Here is an 18,849-nt window from a genome sequence, read left to right as displayed (position 1 = left end):
AAGGAGCACGAGTGCGGGCCACCTGGGATCAGGTCTTCGCCTGGCGGCTGGACCGGCAGTACGTCCGGTCGCGGACCGACGAAGGCGCGGTAGCGGTGGCCGGGCGTCTGTGCGGCGTGCAGGCTCAGGTCACCTCGGCGGCGGAGCTGGCGGTGGCACTGCGCAGCACGAAGCCCGAATCCGGCGCGCTGGTTCGCGCGCTCGACGACGGTGCGCTGATGAAGACCTGGGCGATGCGCGGCACGTTGCACGCGCTGCCGCCGGAATCGGCCGCCGCCGTTCTCGCGCTGATCGGTTCCGCGCGCACCTGGGAGAAGCCTTCGTGGCAGAAGACCTTCGGCGCGTCGCCCGCGGAGGTCGCGGCGCTGACCGAGGCGGTCGCCGAGGTGCTCGACGCCGCCGTGCTCACCAGAGAGGAGCTGGTCGACGCCCTGGTGTCCGCGCCGGAGTTCCACCGGCTGGGGGAGGAGCTGCGATCCGGTTGGGGTGCGCTGCTCAAACCGCTGGCCTGGCAGGGCGCGCTGTGTCACGGCCCGGCACGGGGGACCAAGGTGACGTTCACCAGCCCGGCGCACCTGGTGCGCGACTGGCCCGGCCTGCCCGAGCCCGATGCCGCGGCGCCTGCGGCGATCCTCGGCTATCTCGGCGCCTACGGCCCGGCGACGCCGGAGACCTTCGACGCCTGGCTCACCCGCGGCAGCCTGCGCAAGACCACGGTGCGCCGCTGGTTCGCCGACTTGGGCGACCTGATCACCGAAGTCGACGTGGAGGGCCGTCGCGCCTTCCTGCCGACCGACCAGGTCGATGCCATGGCCGCCACCGCGCCGAGCGCGACGGTCCACCTGCTCGGCGCGTTCGACCAATACGTGCTGGGTCCTGGCACCGGCGACACCGACCTGCTGCCCGCCGCCCACCGCGCGAAGGTGAGCCGCGCCGCGGGCTGGATCTCTCCGATCGTCGTGGTGGGCGGACGCATCGCGGGCGTCTGGGAACTCACCGGGGACGCCGTCCAGATCACCATGTTCGACGGTGCGCCGTTGCCCACGCAGGGGCTGGAGGCGGCCGTCGCCCACGTGGCGCTGGCGGCCGGACGCCAGAGCCTCACGGTGCGTGCCGCGTAGCGGCGCAGTGCGGCGGCCACCCGGCGTTCCAGGGCGTGGAGGATGCGCTGCACACCAGAGCGGGCTGCTGGTGCTTCGACCCCGGAACGGGCGGGTCGCGGCGCAAAGGGCGTCGCGACCCGCACTGCCGGACCCGACCGCGTCGTCCGGACGCGGTGGCGCGTACGCACCGAGACGATCCCGGGTCAGGCGACGGCCGAATCGGCGACCGATTCTTGCGGCACCACAGCGGGTTTCGGCGTGCGCGCGACCGCGCCGACCAGTCCCGCGATGACCGCTACCGCGGCGGTCGCATACCATCCGCGCCGGAACGCGTCGAGCGTCGCCTCGGGGCCCGCGGGTGAGCCCAGTACCGCGACCAGGCCCGCGACGCCGATCGCGAGACCGATCTGGCGCGCCATGCTCAGCACGGCCGACCCGGTGGCGAACCGCTGCGGCGGCAGTCCGCTGGTGCCCGCGGCGAAGGCGGTCGGCAGGGTGAGTCCGACGCCGATGCCGCTGACCACCATGCCGCCGAGCAGGCCGCCGACGTAGTCGGGTGTCAGGCTGATCGCCCGCGCCCACCACAGCATGCCCGCGCCGAACACGATCCCGCCCGCGGCGATGACCGGCCCGGCTCCGATCCGGCCGATGAGCCGCCCCGCCGAGGCGGCGACCACCGGCACCATCAGCGGGCCCGGCGCGATGGCCAGTCCGGTGCGCAACGCCGACCAGCCCCACACGTTCTGCGCCCACAGCACCACCGACAGCAGCATCGCGCCGAAGGCAACGTTGAACAAAACCGCGTTACCGGTCATCCAGGCGAAGTTCGGCGCGCGCAGCAGCGCCGGATCCACTACCGGGCTGTGGTGCCGGGCCGAGGAGACGACGAACGCCACGGTCAGGATGGCCGCCAGCGCGAACGCGCTCAGCACCCGCGCCGACGACCAGCCCCAGTCCGCGCCCTCCACCAGTCCGAGCACCAGGCTCGCGATCGCCCCGACCAGCAGCGCCGCGCCGAGCAGGTCGGGCAGCCGCCCACGGTCGCCCTCGGGGTCGGGCAGCGTCCGCAGACCGATGATCACGGCGGCCAGGCCGATCGGCACGTTGACCAGGAAGACCCAGCGCCAGCCGAATTCGACGAGTAGGCCGCCGAGCACGGGGCCGAGCGCCGCGCCGAGCCCGCCGAAGGCGACCCACAGCCGCACCGCCGCGGCGCGGCGGTGCGGTGGGCTGGCCGCGAGCACCAAGCCGAGCGAGGCGGGCGTCAGCAGCGCGGCGCCGACGGCCTGGAGGACGCGGAATCCCACCAGCGACCCGACGTCCCAAGCGGTCGCGCACAGCGCCGATCCGGCGACGAAGATCGCCAGTCCCAGCAGGAAGGTGGTCCGGATGCTGCGGCGGTCGCCGAGCCGTCCCGCCGGGACCAGCAGGGCGGCGAACACGATCGCGTAAGCGTTGAGCACCCAGGACAGGCCCGAGATGCGCGCTCCGCCGAGATCGGCGGCCATGTCCGGCAGGGCGACGTTGACGATGAACAGGTCCAGGCTCGACAGCAGGACGCCGATCGAGACGACGGCCAGCACGACTCGGAAGTCGGTCCGCTCAGGCGGTGTAACAGAGGAATTCACGATCGTCTCCTTCAGCCGAGCACGCGGCGGGTCTGGCGGGCCGAGGCGAGCAGCAGGCCGCTCCGGTCCCAGATCGAGGTGTCGTCCACCGACCAGCCACCGCCGGTCGAGGCGTTCACCGTGCGTACCAGCACCGGGGAGCCGCCGGTCGGCACGTGGTGCAAATGGATCGACAACGCCACGGTGGGGATCGCGACGGGCGCGCGCAGCGTGGGGAAGACGGCGGGCGGCAACGCGTCGGCGAGGATGGCGAGGGCCGCGGCATCGGTGGGCAGCTCGGGGACGAGTTCGATCCACGCGCACATCATCGGTTCGTCCGCGCCGGTCAGCGGCAGCGGGCCCGCTGCGGGGCGGATGTCGAAATGAGCGCTCGCCGGCACGATTTCCGGCGGCAGGGCGAAGCGCGCGCAGGACTCGGGTTCGGGTACTCGTGGTGCGGGCGCGCCGGCGTAGTCCGCGACGCCCGATGCCGTGGTGCGACCGAGTGTGACGGACGCTCCCGCGACGGGCCTGCCGTCCTGCTCCGCGCCCACCTCGACCACGACGGTGCTGCGGCCGACGGCGCGCTCGGTCGCGTGGAAGGTCAGCACGCCGTCCGTGGGGCGGCCGAGGAACCGGAGGTCGACGGCCCGCACCGGCAAGGGTTCGGTCGCCGCCGCGCGCGCCACCTCGATGAGCAGTGCCGCGATCACGCCGCCGTGCGGGCCGGTCCAGCCGCGCCAGGACCGGTCGACACGAGCCCGCCACCCGGCACGGGACTCGGTGAGCGCGAACTCCTCGGCGAGGCTCCGCTTAGTGAGTTGTTTCATGCAACGCACCATAGGGTAGTGAGTTTTATGACGCAACCGACTATGCTGACGACCATGCGCAGGACGAGCTTCGAGGAGATGAACTGCTCACTGGCCCAGTGCCTCGAGGTGGTCGGCGAGTGGTGGACGCTGCTGATCGTGCGCGACGCTCTGTTCGGCGTGACGCGCTTCGACGACTTCCGCGCACGCCTCGGCATCGCCCGCAACGTGCTCACCCAGCGTCTCGAGCACCTGATCGAGCACGGAGTGCTGACCAGGGAGCCCTACCAGGACAACCCGGTGCGCTACGACTACCGGCTCACCCCCAAAGGCCGCTCGCTGTGGCTGGTGGTCACCGCGATGCGGCAGTGGGGAGACGAATGGGCCGCCCCGGACGGTCCGCCGGTGCAAACCCTGCACACCACCTGCGGGCACCTCGCGACCGTCGAGCCGGTGTGCTCCGTGTGCGGTGAGCGCATCGCGGTGCGCGATCTGCGTCCGGTGCTCGGTCCCGGCGCCAAGGATCCTTCGCTGCTGCCATCGAGCTGAGGCCGGTTCGACCGATTCCGTGTTCGCCGCCGCGCGGCGCTAGGCTGCGGCGGTGGCGGACGGGCGAGTGCGGCAGCTGATCGACACGGTGGCATGGGTGCGCATCGAGAAGGGGCGCATTCTCTGCGCCAGACCCCGCGGCAAGGACGTCTTCTACATCCCGGGCGGCAAGCGTGAGGGCGAGGAAACCGATCTGCAGACGCTGCTGCGTGAGATCGAGGAGGAACTCACCGTCGCACTGCTGCCGGAGACCGCCGCGCACGTCGGCACCTACGAGGCAGTGCACGGCCCGCAGGACGGGGCGCTGGTGCGGATGAGTTGCTACACCGCGGAATATCGCGGAACGCTCGCCGCCAGCAGTGAGATCGAAGAGGTCGCCTGGTTCTCCTATGCCGACCGCCCCCTCGTGCCCCCGGTCGATCAATTGCTGTTCGACGATTTGGTGCACGCGGGCCTGCTGCGGTGAATCGCGGGCCGGACAGCGCTACCGTCGGCGGTATGTCCTGGTTTCGGGCGCTGCTGCGTTACGCCGCCTACGCACTTCGCGCGCTGCCGCTGGCGGCGCGGCGGATTCCGACCCGGCTGCGCGCGCCGCGGCGAATGCTCGGTGAATTCGTTCTGCCGCACCGATTCTCGGCTCTACGGTCGGTGTCGCACTCGGTGCTCAGCGGCGGCGTCGGCCTGCTGACGTGGTTCCTGGCGTTCCTCGCGGTCCTCGCCGCGTTCCGTGGCGTCTGCTTTCCGCTCGTCGCAGGCCACGATCTCGAAAACTCGTGGGGCGGTCCGACTTTGGCGGGAGCGTGGGCGGTCCACGCGGCGCTCGGTGTCGGACTGCTACCGGTGTGGCTGTTGATCCTGGCCGGGCTGGGCGCGTTCCAGTTGCGGCTCACCCGCGGCCTGCTCGGCCGGAACGGGCCGCGCTGGCCCGCCCCGGCCGCGGTCGCGATTGTCGCGGGCGGCGCGCTGCTGTTCGTCGCGTGGATCCGGCAGGTGTGAGGACCCGATCACGGCAGCGGCATCCACCATGAAGGACGATGGGAACGTGAACGCTCCCGCTCCCGGCCCTGTTTTCGACGTGATCGCTGTGTTGAACGGTGCGGTGGACCTGCGCTCCTATCCGCGCAGGAACCTGGTCCTGAGCTCGCTTCAGGGCGGTGGGTTCGCGTTCGGCTCGGCCGGTTACCAGCGTGCGATCTTCGAGCCGGTCGTCCACCTGGTCAACGGCATCGAACTGCTCGAATCCCAGGGTTGGGAGCTGGTCAGCGTGCTCGACCGGAACATCTCGAACGTCAACTACACGTTGGCGTTCATGCGCCGAACCTGACGAGGCGGCCAGCGAGGGCGGCTTGTTCGAGCAAGCCTGCGGTGGCGAGGACTCTCTCCGCGTAGGTGACGGCAACCGATCGATCATCGATGTCCGGCACCCACGTACGAAGCGGCCACCGCCCTGGCGGCCCTATGCACGAATTCCTCGCTCAGGTGGTGGCGTGTGCGCGCTGCGCCCGCTGGATGAGGTGCTCGACGAGGGTGAGCAGGACGTCCTTGCAGGAGCTGCGCTCGCGGGCATCGCACAGCATGACCGGGGTCACCGAGTCGAGATCGAGGGCGTCGCGCACTTCGTCGATGGTGTACCGCGGTGCGCCGTCGAAGCAGTTGACGCCCACCATGAACGGCAGGCCGCGCCGCTCGAAGAAATCCACGGCGGCGAAGGAGTTGCCCAGCCTGCGGGTGTCGGCCAGCACGACGGCGCCCAGCGCGCCGCGCGCCAGTTCGTCCCACAGGAACCAGAACCGATCCTGGCCCGGCGTGCCGAACAGGTACAGCACCAGGTCGCGGTCGATCGTGAGCCTGCCGAAATCCAACGCGACCGTGGTCGTGGATTTCTGCTCGACGCCGGACAGATCGTCGATGCCGGTGCTCACTTCGGTGATCAGCTCCTCGGTGCGCAGTGGCGCGACTTCGCTGATCGCGGAGACCATCGTGGTCTTGCCGACGCCGAACCCGCCGGCGACGAGGATCTTGACCGAGGCGGCCAGTTGCGGTGTGCCGCTCGGATCAAAGTTTTCGGATTCCATCCAGTACCGCTCGCAATATGTTGAGGTCATCGGGTCCGGCCTCCGTCGGGACGGGAGCACGGAAGATCAGTTGCCCGTCGCCGATCAGATCACCGACGAGGATCTTCGTCACCGCCAGCGGCAAACGCAACTGTGCGGAGAGTTCGGCGACGGTCTGCGAGACCCGGCACAGGCGAAGGATTTCGGCGTACTCGGGTTCGCTGCGTCGCAGCGCGGTCGCGGACGGGTCCGCCACCACGGTGGTGAGCATATCCAGTTCCGGCCCGGCGCCGCTGGTGCGCCCGCGTGTCAGCGCGTAGGGGCGCACCAGCGGGCCGGCCGCTTCGTCGAACCAGGGCTCACGCGGATTGGTCATGGCGGTCGCTACTCGACATGCCCGACGAGGTCTTGACGCGGGGTCGTGGACAGGTAGTTGCCCACGCGCTGGACGGTCAGGTTCATCTCGTAGGCCACCATGCCGAGATTGGCCGATTCGGCGGCTTGCAGTGCCAGGCAGGCGTTGTCGCCCGCGGAGGTCACGAACAGCACCGCGCGGTCGAGTTCGATGACCGCTTGGCGGACGCCGCCGCCGTCGAACCGGTTGCCCGCGCTGCGCGCCAGCCCGTAGAGCGCCGAGGACATCGCGCCGAAGTGTTCGGCGTCCTCGCGGTTCATTCCGCCGGAGCGGCCCAGTAGCAGCCCGTCGGTGGACAGCACCACCGCGTGGCGCACGCCTGCCAGCCGGTCGACGAGATCATCGAGCAGCCAATTGAGATCACCTGCGGGAGAAGCGGACACACCTAGCCTTCCTGTTCGTCGGAGATGACAGCGCGACGGCCCTGTCTGGTTCCGTTCTCGATGGCGGACATCAGATCACGGGCTTGCTCGGCGGAGCGGTGCGACTGCACGGATGCGGCCTGCTCCTGGACCGGCTGCGCCAATTGCGGTGCGAGGTTGGTCTGTCGATGCCTGCGGGGCAACGCCGGACGCCCGTCCGGCGTGACCTGCGTCGGCGCCTCGGTGTACGGGCGGGGTCCGTAGCGGGGGAGTTCGGCGGGTTCGGCAGGCAGGGTCGCCACCGGCGACGGCGCGGTCTGCGTGGGATTTCCCGTGTCCGCCACCGCCGGACCGGCGACGAGCTTGCGCCGGCTGCCGGGATCGGTGAGCTCCGCCGGAGTCTGCGCCGGGGCGGAATCGGCCGCGATGAGCGCGGACGGGATGATCACGATGGCCTTGATGCCGCCGTAGTCGGAGTCCGACAGCCGTACCGTGATGCCGTGGCGGGTGGCCAGCTGCGCGACCACGAACAGCCCGAGCCGGGAGTCCGCCGACAGGGCCGCCACGCCGAAATCCGGTGGGTCGCGCAGCATGTCGTTCATCTTGGCCAGCTCGGGTTCGGACATGCCCATGCCTTGGTCGCCGATCTCCACCACGACGCCCTTGCCGACCACGTTGCCGGTCACCTCCACCCGTGACTGCGGCGGGGAGAAGGAGGTCGCGTTGTCCACCAGCTCCGCGAGCAGGTGGATGAGGTCGGCGACCACCGTGCCGAGCACATGCACCTCGGGCAGCCGCGACACCCGGACCCGCGCGTAGTCGAGGGTCTCGCCGACGGCGCTGCGCACCAGATCGATCAGCGGCACCGGGTTGCGCCACTGCCTGCCCGGCTTGCCGCCGCCGAGGATGGTGAGGTTCTCGGCGTTGCGCCGCTCGCGGGTGGCGAGATGGTCGAGGCGGAACAGGGTGTCGAGCAGGATCGGGTCCTCCTGCCGCTGCTCGGCTTCGTCGAGGATCTCCAGCTGCCGGTGCACCACGATCTGGCTGCGGTGCGCGATGTTCAAGAACACCGCCCTGACGCCTTCGCGGGTACGAGCTTCGGCCACCGCCGCGGAGACGGCCGCCGAATGCGCGTGCTGGAACGCCTTGGCGACCTGGCCGATCTCGTCGCTGCCGTAGTCCAGATTCGGGGATTCGGCCGCGGGATCGACATCCTCGCCCGCACGCAACCTGCGCAGCATCTCCGGCAACCGCTCATCGGCCAAGGCAAGGGTTTCCCCACGCAACCGCTTCAGCCTGCGGATCACGCGGTTGGCCAGGACGACCGCCACGACGAGCACCAGAAGGCCCACCAGCAGCATGCCGCCGCCGGTGACGGCGGAGCTGGTCGCGGTCGCGGCGGCCTTGTCCTCGGCGGACCGCTGCACATTCCGGTTGTCCGCCGCCCAGGTGTCGAGCAACGTGCGACCGACCTCGGTGGCGGCGCGGTGCCATTCCTCCGTGCTCAGTGGCAGCGGCGGCACGCTCGTTTGCCGTGCGCCGCCGCTCTGGCCCGCGGCGGTGGCGCGCTGGATGATGGCGTTCTCCATCGCGGTCAGCTGTTGCCAGGCGGAGCTGGTGGTGAGCGCTTGCAATCGATCTTTGGTCGGACCGCTGAGTTCGGTGATGAGGTTGGCCAACTCCGAGTGGTAGAAGCCGGTCTGGTGAATGTACTCCTCGATCGGAATGGGTGGCGGCGTGGCGCCGTTGACGTACACCGCACCCAGGGCGTTGCTGCGGGCCATGGCCTCGCTCACGTAGTACAACCGGACACCGGCCACGGCCCGCACCGCGGTGTCGCTGTCCGGCGCGCCCTGCACGGCGTCCATGGCGCCTTTGGGAATCGGCTCGAGCAGCCGGTTGTAGAACATGTACGCGTCCGGGATCGGCAATGCCCCCGCGTCGGCGGCGGAGCGCACCATGATCATGTTCTGCATGAGGACATCGAAGTCGGCGTCCTTGCCGGTGATCTTCGTATCGTCGACGTTGCGCAGGTTGCGTGACGCCGTGAGCAGGCGGCGCACCGCCGCGTCCACCCGCAGGCGCACGCTCGCGAGCGAGGAGGAGAGGGTGTCGTCACCGGACAGCTGGGCGATCGTGAGGTGGCGTTCCTGCTGCACCGCGTCCATGACCTCGCTGGTCACCGCGATGGCGTTCTGGCTCTCGGCGGCCCAGTCCTTGGCCTTGGTCCCTTCGGCCACGAGATAGCCCGCTGCGCCCACACCGACCAAGAGCAGAGTCAGGCTCGGAATGAGCGCGATCGCCAGAATCCGGGTGCGGACCCCGAGCCTCGCTCTGAACATCGGCACAACGTAAACCACGAACCCGGCGATCCGGACGTCCTGTCCCGGTGAGCGGGACTGGATTTGACGTGACATGCTTTCCTGTGATTCCGCGCACGATCTGCCGAAAATTATTGCGTTGCCGCATAACTGGGAGTCAGCGGGGGTCCGGTGCGGCCCGCCTGCGCGATCACTCGTGCGGCGATACCGCGAAATCATCCCGTAGCCGGTTCATGGCGCCTCGTACGCGGCGTAGATTGTCCGTATCCCTCGGTTACTCACAAGTAGGAGGCAACGATGCCCGCGCCGGAAGCCGATGTATTCGACCGCCTCAGCGCGCTGGCCGCGATCGAGGCGCCCGCGGAACGTCAGAGCAGGACGATCGCCGAAACCTTCACCGGAAAGCCGCTCGGCAGTGTGCCGGTCGGCACCGCCGCCGATGTCGCCGCCGCCTTCGACAAGGCCAGGGCAGCGCAGCAGCGCTGGGCCGCGCGGCCGGTGGCCGAGCGCGCCGCCGTGCTCGACCGCTACCGCGCGCTGGTGGTCGAGCACCGTGACTTCCTGATGGACGTGGTGCAGGCCGAGACCGGCAAAGCGCGCTGGGCGGCGCAAGAAGAAATCATGGGCCTGATGTTCGCGGCCCGCTATTTCGGCAGAATCGCGCCCGGCGTGCTGGGCGGCCACCGGGTACCGGGCGCGTTTCCCGTGCTCAACCGCGCCTCCGTGCGTTACCAGCCCAAGGGCGTGGTCGGCGTCATCGCTCCATGGAACTACCCGCTGTTGCTGTCGATCGGCGATTCCATACCGGCGCTGGTCGCGGGCAACGCCGTGGTGGTCAAACCCGACAGCCAGACTCCGTTCTCCACGCTGGCCGGTGCGGAGTTGCTCTACCGGGCCGGTCTGCCGCGGGAGTTGCTCGCGGTCGTCCCCGGGGCGGGCGGCGTCGTCGGCACCGCGATCGTCGATGCCTGCGATTACCTCATGTTCACCGGTTCGTCGGCGACCGGCCGCACCCTGGCCGAACAGTGCGGCCGCAGGCTGATCGGCTTCTCCGCCGAACTCGGCGGGAAGAATCCGATGATCGTGACCGCGGGCGCCGATCTGGACAAGGCCGCGCGGGCGGCCGTGCGCGCCTGCTTCTCCAACGCGGGGCAGCTGTGCATCTCGATCGAGCGGTTGTATGTCGAGCGGCAGGTGGCGGCGGCGTTCACCGAGAAATTCGTCGGCGCCGTGAACGCCGCGAAACTCGGTGCGGCCTACGACTATTCCACCGACATCGGCAGCCTGATCTCCGAGGCGCAACTGGAGACGGTGTCCAAGCACGTCGCGGACGCCACCTCGAAGGGGGCGAAGGTGCTCACCGGCGGCACCGCCCGCCCGGATCTGGGGCCGCTGTTCTTCGAGCCCACGGTGCTCGCCGAGGTGACCGACGAGATGGAATGCGCTCGCAACGAAACCTTCGGCCCGCTGGTGTCGATCTATCCGGTCGACGATGTCGAGCAGGCCATCCGCCTGGCCAACGACACCGACTACGGATTGAACGCCTCGGTCTGGGCGGCGAGTAAGTCCGAAGGCGAGCGGATCGCGGCGCGGCTGCACGCGGGCACGGTCTGTGTGGACGAAGGCTATGCGCCGGCCTGGGGCACCACGGGCGCGCCGATGGGCGGTATGGGCATCTCCGGTGTCGGGCGCCGCCACGGGCCCGACGGCCTGCTCAAATTCACCGAGCCGCAGTCGATCGTGGTCACGCGTTTCCTGAATCTCGACGCGCCGAAGTTCTTCCCCAAGGGCAAGTGGCAGCCGTTCCTGATGACCGTGGCCCGCAGCCTGCGTTTCCTGCCCGGACGCTGAGGCACGCGTCCGTCCGGGTGGTCGTGCCCACCCGGACGGACGGCCCGCCGGTTCCGTGCAGGGGTCACGCCAACCGGTCGGCTCCGGTGCGCGGCGGCCCGCCCGCCGCCAGCGCCGCTGCTTCCTCGTCGGTGAGCAGCCGTGATCTGATGACGAAACGCATGTCCTCGAGCGTGTCCGAAGCATCGCCGCCGGGGTCGTCGGTCACGTCCACGGTGAGGTGGGCGTGCTTCCAGCGCTCGTACTGTTCCCCGCTGATCCACAACTCGGTGTGCCAGGGCAGGTTCCCCAGCAGAACATCCCCGCCGCCGATCCGGGACTCCCGGATGGGCAGGCAGCGCGGCGAGCCGCTGTCGCGGTGTCCGCCGGACTGGTGCAGCAGCACGGCCCCGTGCTGGTCGATCACATGGCGCAGCACGGCCCTGGCGCGGTCGGTGATGTCCACGCGCCGCGTTCGATGCGCCACCGCACCGCGGGGACGACGGATCCGGACGTCGGGTAGTCGGCGGTGCCGGAGTCCCGCTCCCGGTCTGGTGTAGCTCATGGTTCCTCGCAGATATCTCGGACCGAACCAACTATGGTCCGGGGAGGTTGGTGCGAGGTTGGTGGAAACCTCAGTCCCGCAACGCCGTATGCAGCCGAGCCGCGACAACGGCGCGGCGCACGTCGTCGGAGGGGAGCAGCCGCAGCGCGTGCTCGTGCACCGCGATGTCACGGGGCACGCGTTCGCCGAAGGCCACCGCGTGCTCGGCGCGGTCACCGGCGAGCACGGCGGTGCGCACACCCACGTCGAGATGGTCGCGCCACTGCAGCACGGCCGGCGCTTCCGAGCCGGGCAGCAGCGGCCCCCGGTACAGCCATACCGCCGAGGTGGTGTCGCCCGCCGTGACGGCGGCGAGCAGGTCGACCGCGTCGCAGGACACCGGGCCGGTCAGCACGTAACGGCGATTGCTGATCTGGCCGCCGATCGCGCGGCGCAGATGCGAGACGTCGGCCTTGAGCGTGCTGATGGACACCGCACGGTCGCCGTACAGGGCGGCATGCAATTGTTCCGGCGAGAAGCCGTCCGGCTGCAGCGCCAGCAGGGCGAGGATCTCCAGTTGCCGAGGCGGCAGCGGCAGCGGCGCCCCCTCGCGCACCAGTCGAGCGGTGCCGAGGCATTCCAACCGGATCCCCCGCGAGGGCACGGGCGCGGCCGTGCGCAACATCGTCTCCACCGCCGTCACCAGCGCCCGCACCGACGTGCGCACCGCCGGATGGGAGCGGTCCCAGGAGCTGGACAGGTCCAGCGCGCCGACCTGCCTGCCGTCGGGTCCGTGGATCGGCGCGGAATAGCAGACCCAGCCGTGCAGGGCGGCGACCAGGTGCTCGGCGGAGAACACGGTGGCGGGGCGATCGGTGTGCAGCGCGAGGGCGACGCCGTTGGTGCCCATGTGGCTTTCGTCCCAGCAGCCGCCGGGCGCGAGGTTGACCTGCTCGGCTCGTCTGCGCAGGGTGCGGTCACCGCAGGACCACAGCACGGTGCCGGCGCTGTCGGTGACCACGGCCAGGTAACCGGAGTCCTCGGTGACGGCGCGCAGTTCACCCGCCAGCGCCGTCACCGGTTCGCGCAGCGGGGAAGCGGCCCAGCGGTCGCCGATGTCGTCCACTCCCGGTGCGACGGTGGTACCCGGATCGACGGTGTGCAGCGACCGCCGCCAGGATTGCGCTACTTCGTTGCGCAGAACGGTGTTTCGTGGCTCCGGGATCGGCGGAGCCGTCGCCCATCGCTCCCATTCTCTTTCCAGTTCGACCCGCTGCTGGGTGAGGGTGCGGAACAGCGCCACGTGGAGGACCCATCGTCGTGTGAGCTCGTATTCGCACTCTCATTCTGGCGGACGCCGCTGACGGTGGCGAACCGTTCGGCCGCTACCCGCCGGTCGCGTCATAAGCTGACGCCATGGCGACCGGTTCTGCCCGGGCATGCCTCGCCGACGTCCACGAAATGGCCGCGGACATGCCCTAAGGGCATCCCTCGGTCCTGGTGCGCGCGGCCCGGCTCGGCGAACTGAGTCGTCGCGAACTCGCCGAGGTCATCCAGGACGCCTGGCTGTCGCGGGCGTCGCGCAAGCGCGCGGCGGACTGGCTGGCCGCCCATCCACCGCGCTGATCGGTCACTTCCGAATGAAAATGCCCGCGACGTCGGCGTTCTTGATCGGGGTGTCGGCGTTGGCCTGGGCGCCGCACAGCAGGTCGACCGACACCATCGTCGCGTCCACCACGGTTCCCGCGGGCTCGCGGTCGTCGTTGCTCTGTTGCTTGACGAACTTGGTGATCGTCGTGCGCTTGGTGTCCTGGTCCTGCTTGATGTACTCGCTGCACGGGGTGTCGCCGCCGCGGTTGAGCGCGCGCTCGATGTCGGTGCAGCCCGCCAGCGCCATGGCGACCATCGCGATCCCGAGGCCGGTTCGGCCGGTTCGTGACAGCGTGGCGTTCATGGGACTCCTCCTGACGGTTCGGCGGCGCTGCCCGCCGCGATCGGACTCCAGACTAGTTGTAGGAGGCCGCGCCGTCGGTGCCACGCTGACCCGACAGGCGGCCCTCAGTCCGTGATCACCGCGGCGTCTTCGCCGCGGGTTCCGCGCGGCGCGCGGGTAGCCGTGGCGGTCAGCAGCAGGCCACACATGGTCAGGCTCGCGGCTACGAGGTAGATGGGCCTGGGGCCGGCGGGGGAGTCGGCGATGAGTCCGCCGAACAAGCCGGCGCAGGCGGCCGCGACCTGGTAACCGGACGCGTTGACGGCCATGGCCAACGTGGGCGCCTCGGCGGCGGCCGTCATGACGCGTGCTTGCATGCCGGGGATGATCGCGAAGCCGAGCATCCCGATCACCACGACCGCCGCCGCCGTGAGTGCGGTCGAGGTGGCGACGAACCAGGTACTCCCCAGGATCACGGCCAGCAGTCCGAGCAGGGCGGGTTGGAAGAAGCGCGGATTTCGGTCATGGAGCGTGCCGCCGACGAGATTGCCGATCGTCGCACCGACGCCGTAGGCGAGGAGCAGGACCGGCAGCCGGGTGGCGGGATGACCGCCGAGATCGGTGAGCAGCGGGGCGAGATAGCTGAACACCATGAGAACACCGACGTTGCCGACCGCGGTGATGGCCAGCGCCACCAGCACCGGCCGCTGTCGCAACACCCGCAACTCCGCGACCGCCGAGGTCCGGCCCGCATCGCTCGGTGGGCTGAGCAGCCAGAACACCAGGCTCAGGCCGATCAGGCAGACAACCGCGATCGCAGCGAACGTCGCGCGCCAACCCGACTGATGGCCGATCCAGGTGCCGATCGGCGCTCCGAGAATCATGGCGGTATTCATCCCGAACGCCAACCGGGCCACCATCGTCCCGGCTCGTTCTGCGGGCGCGGACCGCACGGCGATCACAACGGCTTGGGCGAAGAAGGTGGAGCTCACCAGCGCGGTGAGCACGCGGGCGGCCAGCAGCACGGGGAACCCGGAGGCCAAGGCGGAGACCGCGTTTCCGACGACCGCGACAACCAGCAGCGCCAGCATCAGCCGCTTCCGATTGATCCCGGCGGTCGCCGCGGTGAGCACCGGGCCGCCGATGATCATGCCGATGGCGTAGGCCGTGACCAGCAGGCCCGCGGTGCCGACAGCGACCCCGAGATCGGTGGCGACCTCGGGAAGTATTCCGGCCACGACGAACTCGCCGGTCGTGATGCTGAAGACGCAGAACATGAGGACCGTAATTCGAAGCATGCCGGCACGCTAAACTCTCACGTCGACGTGAGAGTCAAGCCCGGGTAGCGAACGGAGCGGGCCGATGAAGATCGGCGAGCTGGCAGATCGGACCGGCGTCAGCGTGCGAGCGCTGCGCTACTACGAGGAGAAGGGGGTCTTGAATCCGGATCGAACCCACAGCGGATACCGGATCTTCACCGAAGCCGATGTCCGCACGGTGGCGCACATCCAGACCCTCCTCGCGGCGGGTCTCGGCATGGACCTCATCGGCCAGATCCTGGCCTGCCTGTCCGGCGAATCCTTGTTACTGGACAGCTGCCGCGAACGTCTCGAAACAGAACGCCGCCGGATCACCGGCGACATCGACCAACTGGTCCACACTCGGTCGCTGCTGGACGACTTGCTCGCCACCGCCAAACCTCCGGCCCGGTACAACCTCGCGGAGTCGGCCACCACATAGTGGCGCCAACTGCCCGACCACCGCGGTGGGTCCGCCGGTACTGCATCCAAACGATCACCGCCACCGCGGCGATCTTGGACCGTATCCTGAGCGCCGTCCGGGCGAAGGGCCTCGCCGACGGCGCACTCGGTACCGCACGGGCCGAGGTGCAGCGAGCGATCGCCCCCGGCTACGGAGCCGACGGATTCGGCAGGCTCGCGGCACTCGATCAGGCGCGGAAGACGCACAGCGGGACGTCGATCTCCGCCGGGGTCAGCGAACCGTGGTGACCGACCAACCGCGACTGCAGCGGTTCGGCGCCGGTCCGGATGACGCCGCGCCGCCCGCGCGCGACGACGACCAGATCGCCGATGCGCTGGGCGACCGCGGGGTCGACGGTGGGGCCGAACCAGCCGCGTCCCATGGTCTCCGCCCTGGTCAGCACCTCGAAGTCCGCGCCGAGCGTGGCCTCCCACGCCGCGGCGACGTCGGATTCGGCGTCCGGCTCGGTGTAGATGTGCCTGGCGCGGGCCTCGCCGCCGAGCGCTCGAACGCCCTCTTGCAGCACGGGGGTGGTGTCGAAGTCGATACGGTCGTCCAAGTGCACCATGCCGTGGTCGGCGGTCACCAGCAGCGCCGCTCCGGCGGGCAACTCCTCGGCGAGCGCGGCGGCGAGCCGGTCGGTGTTCGCCAGTTCCAGCTCCCAAGAACGGGATGCGGGCCCGCGCACGTGCCCGGTGAGGTCCAGATCGCCGTGATAGGTGTAGACCAAGGAACGCGGACCGGCGCGCAGCGCATCGCTCACATTGGCGACGAGATCGCCGAACGAGAACTGGGGGCGGAACTCGCAACCGCGCAGCACCGCCTCGGTCAATCCCGATCCCGCCTGATCGCGCGGCGATACCTGTGCCACGGCGATGCCGTCGGCGACGGCCCGCTGGAAAACCGTTGTCCGGGGCTGGAATTCCGTCGGAACGAGTTCCTTGCGCAGATCGGATTTCGGCACGCCGTGCAGCCGCCAGGACAGCGGCGTGAACAGCGGGTCGTATCCGGGCACGTGGAACAGATAGCCGACGATGCCGTGCTCGCCAGGGGGAACGCCCACTCCGAGCGAGGCGAGGCTGGTGGCCGTCGTGGTCGGGAAGCCGGCCGTGAGCGAGATCGGAGCGAGACCGGACAGGAAGGGCGCAGCAGCGGGATTGGCGATCAGATCGTGGTAGCCCAGCCCGTCGACCAGCAGCACGCAGACCCGGTCGGCGTCGAGCCCGAGCCCGAGGCGGTCGGCCTCGCCGGGCACGCCGAGACCGGCGAGGACGGAGGGCAGCAGGTCGGCGAGAGAACCGGTACCGTAGCGCGGCGCGACGAACACGAGGGTCAGGATGTCAACGCGGGCGGCGAGCTGGCAAGGGCTTTCACGCCTGTCCGGTCTCGAAACGGCTCACTTTGCCTTCCCGCAGGACGAACCGCCAGGTGGTTCGCATCGAGCCCCAGCGCGAATTGGTGTAGTCGGCGACCAGTTCGGTGCCGTTGTCGCCGACCGACTCGACGCGCATGCGGCCGTTGCTGTCGAAGATCTCCGCTTCGGTCCACTGGGCGAGGTTGCGCTCCACGCCGTCGTCGGACATGGTGGCGTCGTCGGTGAGAACCGCGTAGAAGCGGTCTTGATCATTGGCGTTGAGAGCGTCGACGAACTCCTGCACCGTCGGATCCAGCTGCGCGGTCATCCGTGTCGTCCTCTCGGATCGGTGTGGGAAGCATCGGAGGAGCAAACGTCTGGCGTTTACTCTAGGGCAGCGGTGGCTCGCCGGGTTCGATCAATGTCGCGAAGGTCCGCATCACATCGTCCACCAGCGCAGTGGCGGTGGAGCCGAACTGTTCGGCGCGCTTCTCCAGCTGTCCGTCCAGCCACAGCGAGGCAAGGCCGTGGCCGAGTCCCCAGAACATGACGGCCAGTGTGTCGGCTTTGTCGGCGGGCAGCGCGCCCGCGCGCACGCACTCCGCGATCGCGTCGGCCAGCACCGCGAAAGCGGCGTCGCCCGCGGCCATGGTGTCGGGATGCTTGTCGGGCTGGGAGAGTTCGGGCCGGAACATCAAGCGGAAGTAGGCCGGTTGCTCGCGGGAGAACCGCACGTAGGTGTGCGCCAGCGCGGTGAGGGCGGCCATGGGCGTCTCCGCTTCGGCGCGGGCGGCCGCCAGTCGCGTTCCGAGCATCTGGAATCCCTGGGTGGACAGCGTCGCCAGCAGGGCGGCTCGGTCGGGGAAGTGATGGTACGGCGCCGCGGTGCTCACGCCCGCCTCGCGGGCCACCCGGCGCAGGCTGACCGCCGCGAGCCCTTCGGTTTCGATCAAACGCAGGCAGGCGGCCAGCAGCGCGTCGCGCAGGGCGCCGTGGTGGTAACTGGTCCGCGTCACCGTCCGAGCGTATGCGACGCCTCCTGGACAACCTAACTATGCGATGCTTAGATTATCTGAGCGGCGCTCAGATGACTGTCGCCTCAGCCAATCCACGAGACGGATGAACTAATGAGCACACGGGTATCGGTCACCGGCGCAACGGGATTCGTCGCCGGTCACGTCATCGCCGAATTGCTGGAACACGGTTACGCCGTGCGCGCGACGGTTCGTGACCTCGCCGCCACCGGCAAACGGGCACACCTGGTCGAGCTGGCCCGGCGAACCGGGGGCGAACTGGAGTTCGCGCAAGCCGACCTCAACGGCGACGACGGCTGGGCAGCCGCCGTCGCGGGCAGCGCGGCGGTGCTGCACGTCGCCTCCCCGTTCCCCACCACGCCGCCCGACGACGAGCGAGAACTCATCGATACCGCGGTCGAGGGAACGTTGCGCGTGCTGCGCGCCTGCGCCGCCGCGGGCACCGTCCGCCGGGTGGTGCTCACCTCGTCGATCGCGGCGATCGTCGCCGGTCACACCGATGACGGCCTGCGCACCGAGGCCGACTGGACGGTGGTCGAGCGCAGTCCGGCCTACCAGAAGAGCAAGACGCTGGCCGAGCGGGCGGCCTGGGATTTCGTCGCGGGGCTTCCGGCGGGCCAGCGCTTCGAACTGGTCGTCGTCAATCCGGGCATGGTGCTGGGGCCGCTGCTGTCCGCCGCGACGAGCACCTCGCATGAACCGGTGCGCAGATTGCTCGCCGCGGACGCGCCCGGCATGCCACGCGTCGGCTGGGCGCCGGTGGACGTGCGCGATCTCGCCGTGGCCCACCGGTTGGCGCTGGAGACGCCGGAAGCCGCGGGCAACCGATACATCTGCGCGGGCGAGCACCTGTGGATGGGGGAGATGGCGCGCATTCTCGCCGAGGAATACGGGCCGCGCGGATTCCGGGTGCCGACCAGGCAGCTGCCGAACTGGCTCGTACGCTGCGTCGCGATCTTCGACAAGAGTCTCCGGCTGACCGTGCCGACCCTGGGGCGCACCGAGTCGCTCAGCGCCGACAAAGCCCGGCGCGAACTGGGCTGGACCATGCGGCCGGTGCGCGAAACCGTCTTGGACACCGCCGAAAGTCTGCTGCACCACCGGATAGTCGCGCCGCCGCGCGGCAAGTCCGCCCCCCGCGCCGCCGCGCCGCACGCCGTGCGGGTCTGAGGG

The 18,849-nt window shown here is 69.9% G+C and carries 22 protein-coding genes; 9 read left to right on the top strand and 13 right to left on the bottom strand.

Annotated features, from left to right (window positions below; translation table 11 throughout):
* The first annotated feature begins 11 nt into the window (after positions 1 to 11).
* Positions 12 to 1,121, top strand: coding sequence for a DNA glycosylase AlkZ-like family protein (locus U3653_RS18675; protein WP_195081194.1), 1,110 nt, complete (start codon positions 12 to 14; stop codon positions 1,119 to 1,121).
* A gap of 185 nt (positions 1,122 to 1,306) precedes the next feature.
* On the opposite strand, the gene U3653_RS18670 is transcribed toward U3653_RS18675, so the two are convergent.
* Both U3653_RS18670 and U3653_RS18665 read right to left on the bottom strand, forming a co-directional pair.
* Positions 1,307 to 2,731 carry an MFS transporter gene (locus U3653_RS18670; protein WP_323124270.1) on the bottom strand — a complete coding sequence of 475 codons (1,425 nt, stop codon included), beginning with the start codon at positions 2,729 to 2,731 and terminating at the stop codon, positions 1,307 to 1,309.
* A gap of 11 nt (positions 2,732 to 2,742) precedes the next feature.
* Positions 2,743 to 3,540: a thioesterase family protein gene (locus tag U3653_RS18665; RefSeq protein ID WP_195081195.1), complete on the bottom strand. Its 798-nt coding sequence runs from the start codon at positions 3,538 to 3,540 to the stop codon at positions 2,743 to 2,745.
* Between the two features lie 54 nt (positions 3,541 to 3,594).
* On the opposite strand from U3653_RS18665, the gene U3653_RS18660 reads away from it, so the two are divergent.
* From U3653_RS18660 to U3653_RS18645, 4 genes are read left to right on the top strand one after another with little or no spacing between them, the layout of a single operon-like run.
* Positions 3,595 to 4,068 carry a winged helix-turn-helix transcriptional regulator gene (locus tag U3653_RS18660; RefSeq protein WP_195081196.1) on the top strand — a complete coding sequence of 158 codons (474 nt, stop codon included), beginning with the start codon at positions 3,595 to 3,597 and terminating at the stop codon, positions 4,066 to 4,068.
* A 52-nt stretch (positions 4,069 to 4,120) separates the two neighbouring features.
* Entirely contained in the window at positions 4,121 to 4,534 is a 414-nt protein-coding gene (locus tag U3653_RS18655) for an NUDIX hydrolase (protein ID WP_323124269.1), read from the top strand.
* Positions 4,535 to 4,566: 32 nt separating this feature from the next.
* Entirely contained in the window at positions 4,567 to 5,064 is a 498-nt protein-coding gene (locus U3653_RS18650) for a hypothetical protein (protein WP_195081197.1), read from the top strand.
* A gap of 46 nt (positions 5,065 to 5,110) precedes the next feature.
* The gene (locus tag U3653_RS18645) at positions 5,111 to 5,392 is read left to right on the top strand and encodes a hypothetical protein (RefSeq protein ID WP_195081198.1); all 282 of its coding nucleotides are present in this window, start codon (positions 5,111 to 5,113) and stop codon (positions 5,390 to 5,392) included.
* Between the two features lie 151 nt (positions 5,393 to 5,543).
* On the opposite strand, the gene U3653_RS18640 is transcribed toward U3653_RS18645, so the two are convergent.
* From U3653_RS18640 to U3653_RS18625, 4 genes are read right to left on the bottom strand one after another with little or no spacing between them, the layout of a single operon-like run.
* A complete protein-coding gene (locus U3653_RS18640; RefSeq protein WP_067807418.1) occupies positions 5,544 to 6,143 on the bottom strand; it encodes a GTP-binding protein in 600 nt (199 codons plus the stop codon).
* Positions 6,124 to 6,498 carry a DUF742 domain-containing protein gene (locus tag U3653_RS18635; RefSeq protein WP_195081199.1) on the bottom strand — a complete coding sequence of 125 codons (375 nt, stop codon included), beginning with the start codon at positions 6,496 to 6,498 and terminating at the stop codon, positions 6,124 to 6,126. Before U3653_RS18635 ends, U3653_RS18640 begins: the two co-directional genes overlap by 20 nt.
* A gap of 8 nt (positions 6,499 to 6,506) precedes the next feature.
* Entirely contained in the window at positions 6,507 to 6,920 is a 414-nt protein-coding gene (locus U3653_RS18630) for a roadblock/LC7 domain-containing protein (protein WP_067807423.1), read from the bottom strand.
* Between the two features lie 2 nt (positions 6,921 to 6,922).
* Positions 6,923 to 9,241: a sensor histidine kinase gene (locus U3653_RS18625; RefSeq protein ID WP_195081200.1), complete on the bottom strand. Its 2,319-nt coding sequence runs from the start codon at positions 9,239 to 9,241 to the stop codon at positions 6,923 to 6,925.
* A 276-nt stretch (positions 9,242 to 9,517) separates the two neighbouring features.
* Here U3653_RS18625 and U3653_RS18620 point away from each other — a divergent pair, with 276 nt between their 5' ends.
* A complete protein-coding gene (locus U3653_RS18620) occupies positions 9,518 to 11,071 on the top strand; it encodes a succinic semialdehyde dehydrogenase (RefSeq protein ID WP_195081201.1) in 1,554 nt (517 codons plus the stop codon).
* 64 nt (positions 11,072 to 11,135) lie between these two features.
* On the opposite strand, the gene U3653_RS18615 is transcribed toward U3653_RS18620, so the two are convergent.
* Positions 11,136 to 11,615: a DUF779 domain-containing protein gene (locus tag U3653_RS18615; protein WP_195081202.1), complete on the bottom strand. Its 480-nt coding sequence runs from the start codon at positions 11,613 to 11,615 to the stop codon at positions 11,136 to 11,138.
* A 70-nt stretch (positions 11,616 to 11,685) separates the two neighbouring features.
* Positions 11,686 to 12,897 carry an AfsR/SARP family transcriptional regulator gene (locus U3653_RS18610; protein ID WP_195081203.1) on the bottom strand — a complete coding sequence of 404 codons (1,212 nt, stop codon included), beginning with the start codon at positions 12,895 to 12,897 and terminating at the stop codon, positions 11,686 to 11,688.
* A 197-nt stretch (positions 12,898 to 13,094) separates the two neighbouring features.
* Here U3653_RS18610 and U3653_RS18605 point away from each other — a divergent pair, with 197 nt between their 5' ends.
* Positions 13,095 to 13,220, top strand: a complete 126-nt coding sequence (locus U3653_RS18605; protein ID WP_323124268.1) for a hypothetical protein — start codon at positions 13,095 to 13,097, stop codon at positions 13,218 to 13,220.
* Positions 13,221 to 13,224: 4 nt separating this feature from the next.
* Here U3653_RS18605 and U3653_RS18600 read toward each other — a convergent pair whose 3' ends face one another.
* The gene (locus tag U3653_RS18600; RefSeq protein WP_195081204.1) at positions 13,225 to 13,548 is read right to left on the bottom strand and encodes a hypothetical protein; all 324 of its coding nucleotides are present in this window, start codon (positions 13,546 to 13,548) and stop codon (positions 13,225 to 13,227) included.
* A gap of 104 nt (positions 13,549 to 13,652) precedes the next feature.
* Entirely contained in the window at positions 13,653 to 14,825 is a 1,173-nt protein-coding gene (locus U3653_RS18595; RefSeq protein ID WP_195081205.1) for an MFS transporter, read from the bottom strand.
* A gap of 64 nt (positions 14,826 to 14,889) precedes the next feature.
* Here U3653_RS18595 and U3653_RS18590 point away from each other — a divergent pair, with 64 nt between their 5' ends.
* A complete protein-coding gene (locus U3653_RS18590) occupies positions 14,890 to 15,267 on the top strand; it encodes a MerR family transcriptional regulator (RefSeq protein WP_195081206.1) in 378 nt (125 codons plus the stop codon).
* Positions 15,268 to 15,475: 208 nt separating this feature from the next.
* On the opposite strand, the gene U3653_RS18585 is transcribed toward U3653_RS18590, so the two are convergent.
* From U3653_RS18585 to U3653_RS18575, 3 genes are all read right to left on the bottom strand, one after another.
* Complete coding sequence (locus U3653_RS18585) at positions 15,476 to 16,615, bottom strand: alkaline phosphatase family protein (protein WP_195081207.1); 1,140 nt, start codon at positions 16,613 to 16,615, stop codon at positions 15,476 to 15,478.
* Positions 16,616 to 16,658: 43 nt separating this feature from the next.
* The gene (locus U3653_RS18580; RefSeq protein ID WP_195081208.1) at positions 16,659 to 16,970 is read right to left on the bottom strand and encodes a nuclear transport factor 2 family protein; all 312 of its coding nucleotides are present in this window, start codon (positions 16,968 to 16,970) and stop codon (positions 16,659 to 16,661) included.
* Between the two features lie 61 nt (positions 16,971 to 17,031).
* On the bottom strand, positions 17,032 to 17,658 hold the full coding sequence (locus U3653_RS18575) for a TetR/AcrR family transcriptional regulator (protein ID WP_195081209.1): 627 nt from the start codon (positions 17,656 to 17,658) through the stop codon (positions 17,032 to 17,034).
* 111 nt (positions 17,659 to 17,769) lie between these two features.
* Between U3653_RS18575 and U3653_RS18570 the strand changes: the two genes are divergently transcribed.
* The gene (locus tag U3653_RS18570) at positions 17,770 to 18,846 is read left to right on the top strand and encodes an NAD-dependent epimerase/dehydratase family protein (protein ID WP_195081210.1); all 1,077 of its coding nucleotides are present in this window, start codon (positions 17,770 to 17,772) and stop codon (positions 18,844 to 18,846) included.
* Positions 18,847 to 18,849: the final 3 nt, after the last annotated feature.

This window comes from Nocardia implantans (assembly GCF_035544775.1).
GTDB lineage: Bacteria > Actinomycetota > Actinomycetes > Mycobacteriales > Mycobacteriaceae > Nocardia > Nocardia implantans.
The sequence above is the reverse complement of the archived record's forward strand: the minus strand, read 5'-3'. Positions and strand labels throughout refer to the sequence as shown.

Coding starts and splice junctions, on each gene's coding strand:
- U3653_RS18665 (WP_195081195.1), bottom strand. CDS start 3,540: ATGAAACAACTCACTAAGCGGAGCCTCGCCGAGGAGTTCGCGCTCACC.
- U3653_RS18660 (WP_195081196.1), top strand. CDS start 3,595: ATGCGCAGGACGAGCTTCGAGGAGATGAACTGCTCACTGGCCCAGTGC.
- U3653_RS18650 (WP_195081197.1), top strand. CDS start 4,567: ATGTCCTGGTTTCGGGCGCTGCTGCGTTACGCCGCCTACGCACTTCGC.
- U3653_RS18640 (WP_067807418.1), bottom strand. CDS start 6,143: ATGGAATCCGAAAACTTTGATCCGAGCGGCACACCGCAACTGGCCGCC.
- U3653_RS18635 (WP_195081199.1), bottom strand. CDS start 6,498: ATGACCAATCCGCGTGAGCCCTGGTTCGACGAAGCGGCCGGCCCGCTG.
- U3653_RS18625 (WP_195081200.1), bottom strand. CDS start 9,241: ATGTTCAGAGCGAGGCTCGGGGTCCGCACCCGGATTCTGGCGATCGCG.
- U3653_RS18620 (WP_195081201.1), top strand. CDS start 9,518: ATGCCCGCGCCGGAAGCCGATGTATTCGACCGCCTCAGCGCGCTGGCC.
- U3653_RS18615 (WP_195081202.1), bottom strand. CDS start 11,615: ATGAGCTACACCAGACCGGGAGCGGGACTCCGGCACCGCCGACTACCC.
- U3653_RS18600 (WP_195081204.1), bottom strand. CDS start 13,548: ATGAACGCCACGCTGTCACGAACCGGCCGAACCGGCCTCGGGATCGCG.
- U3653_RS18595 (WP_195081205.1), bottom strand. CDS start 14,825: ATGCTTCGAATTACGGTCCTCATGTTCTGCGTCTTCAGCATCACGACC.
- U3653_RS18590 (WP_195081206.1), top strand. CDS start 14,890: ATGAAGATCGGCGAGCTGGCAGATCGGACCGGCGTCAGCGTGCGAGCG.
- U3653_RS18580 (WP_195081208.1), bottom strand. CDS start 16,970: ATGACCGCGCAGCTGGATCCGACGGTGCAGGAGTTCGTCGACGCTCTC.
- U3653_RS18570 (WP_195081210.1), top strand. CDS start 17,770: ATGAGCACACGGGTATCGGTCACCGGCGCAACGGGATTCGTCGCCGGT.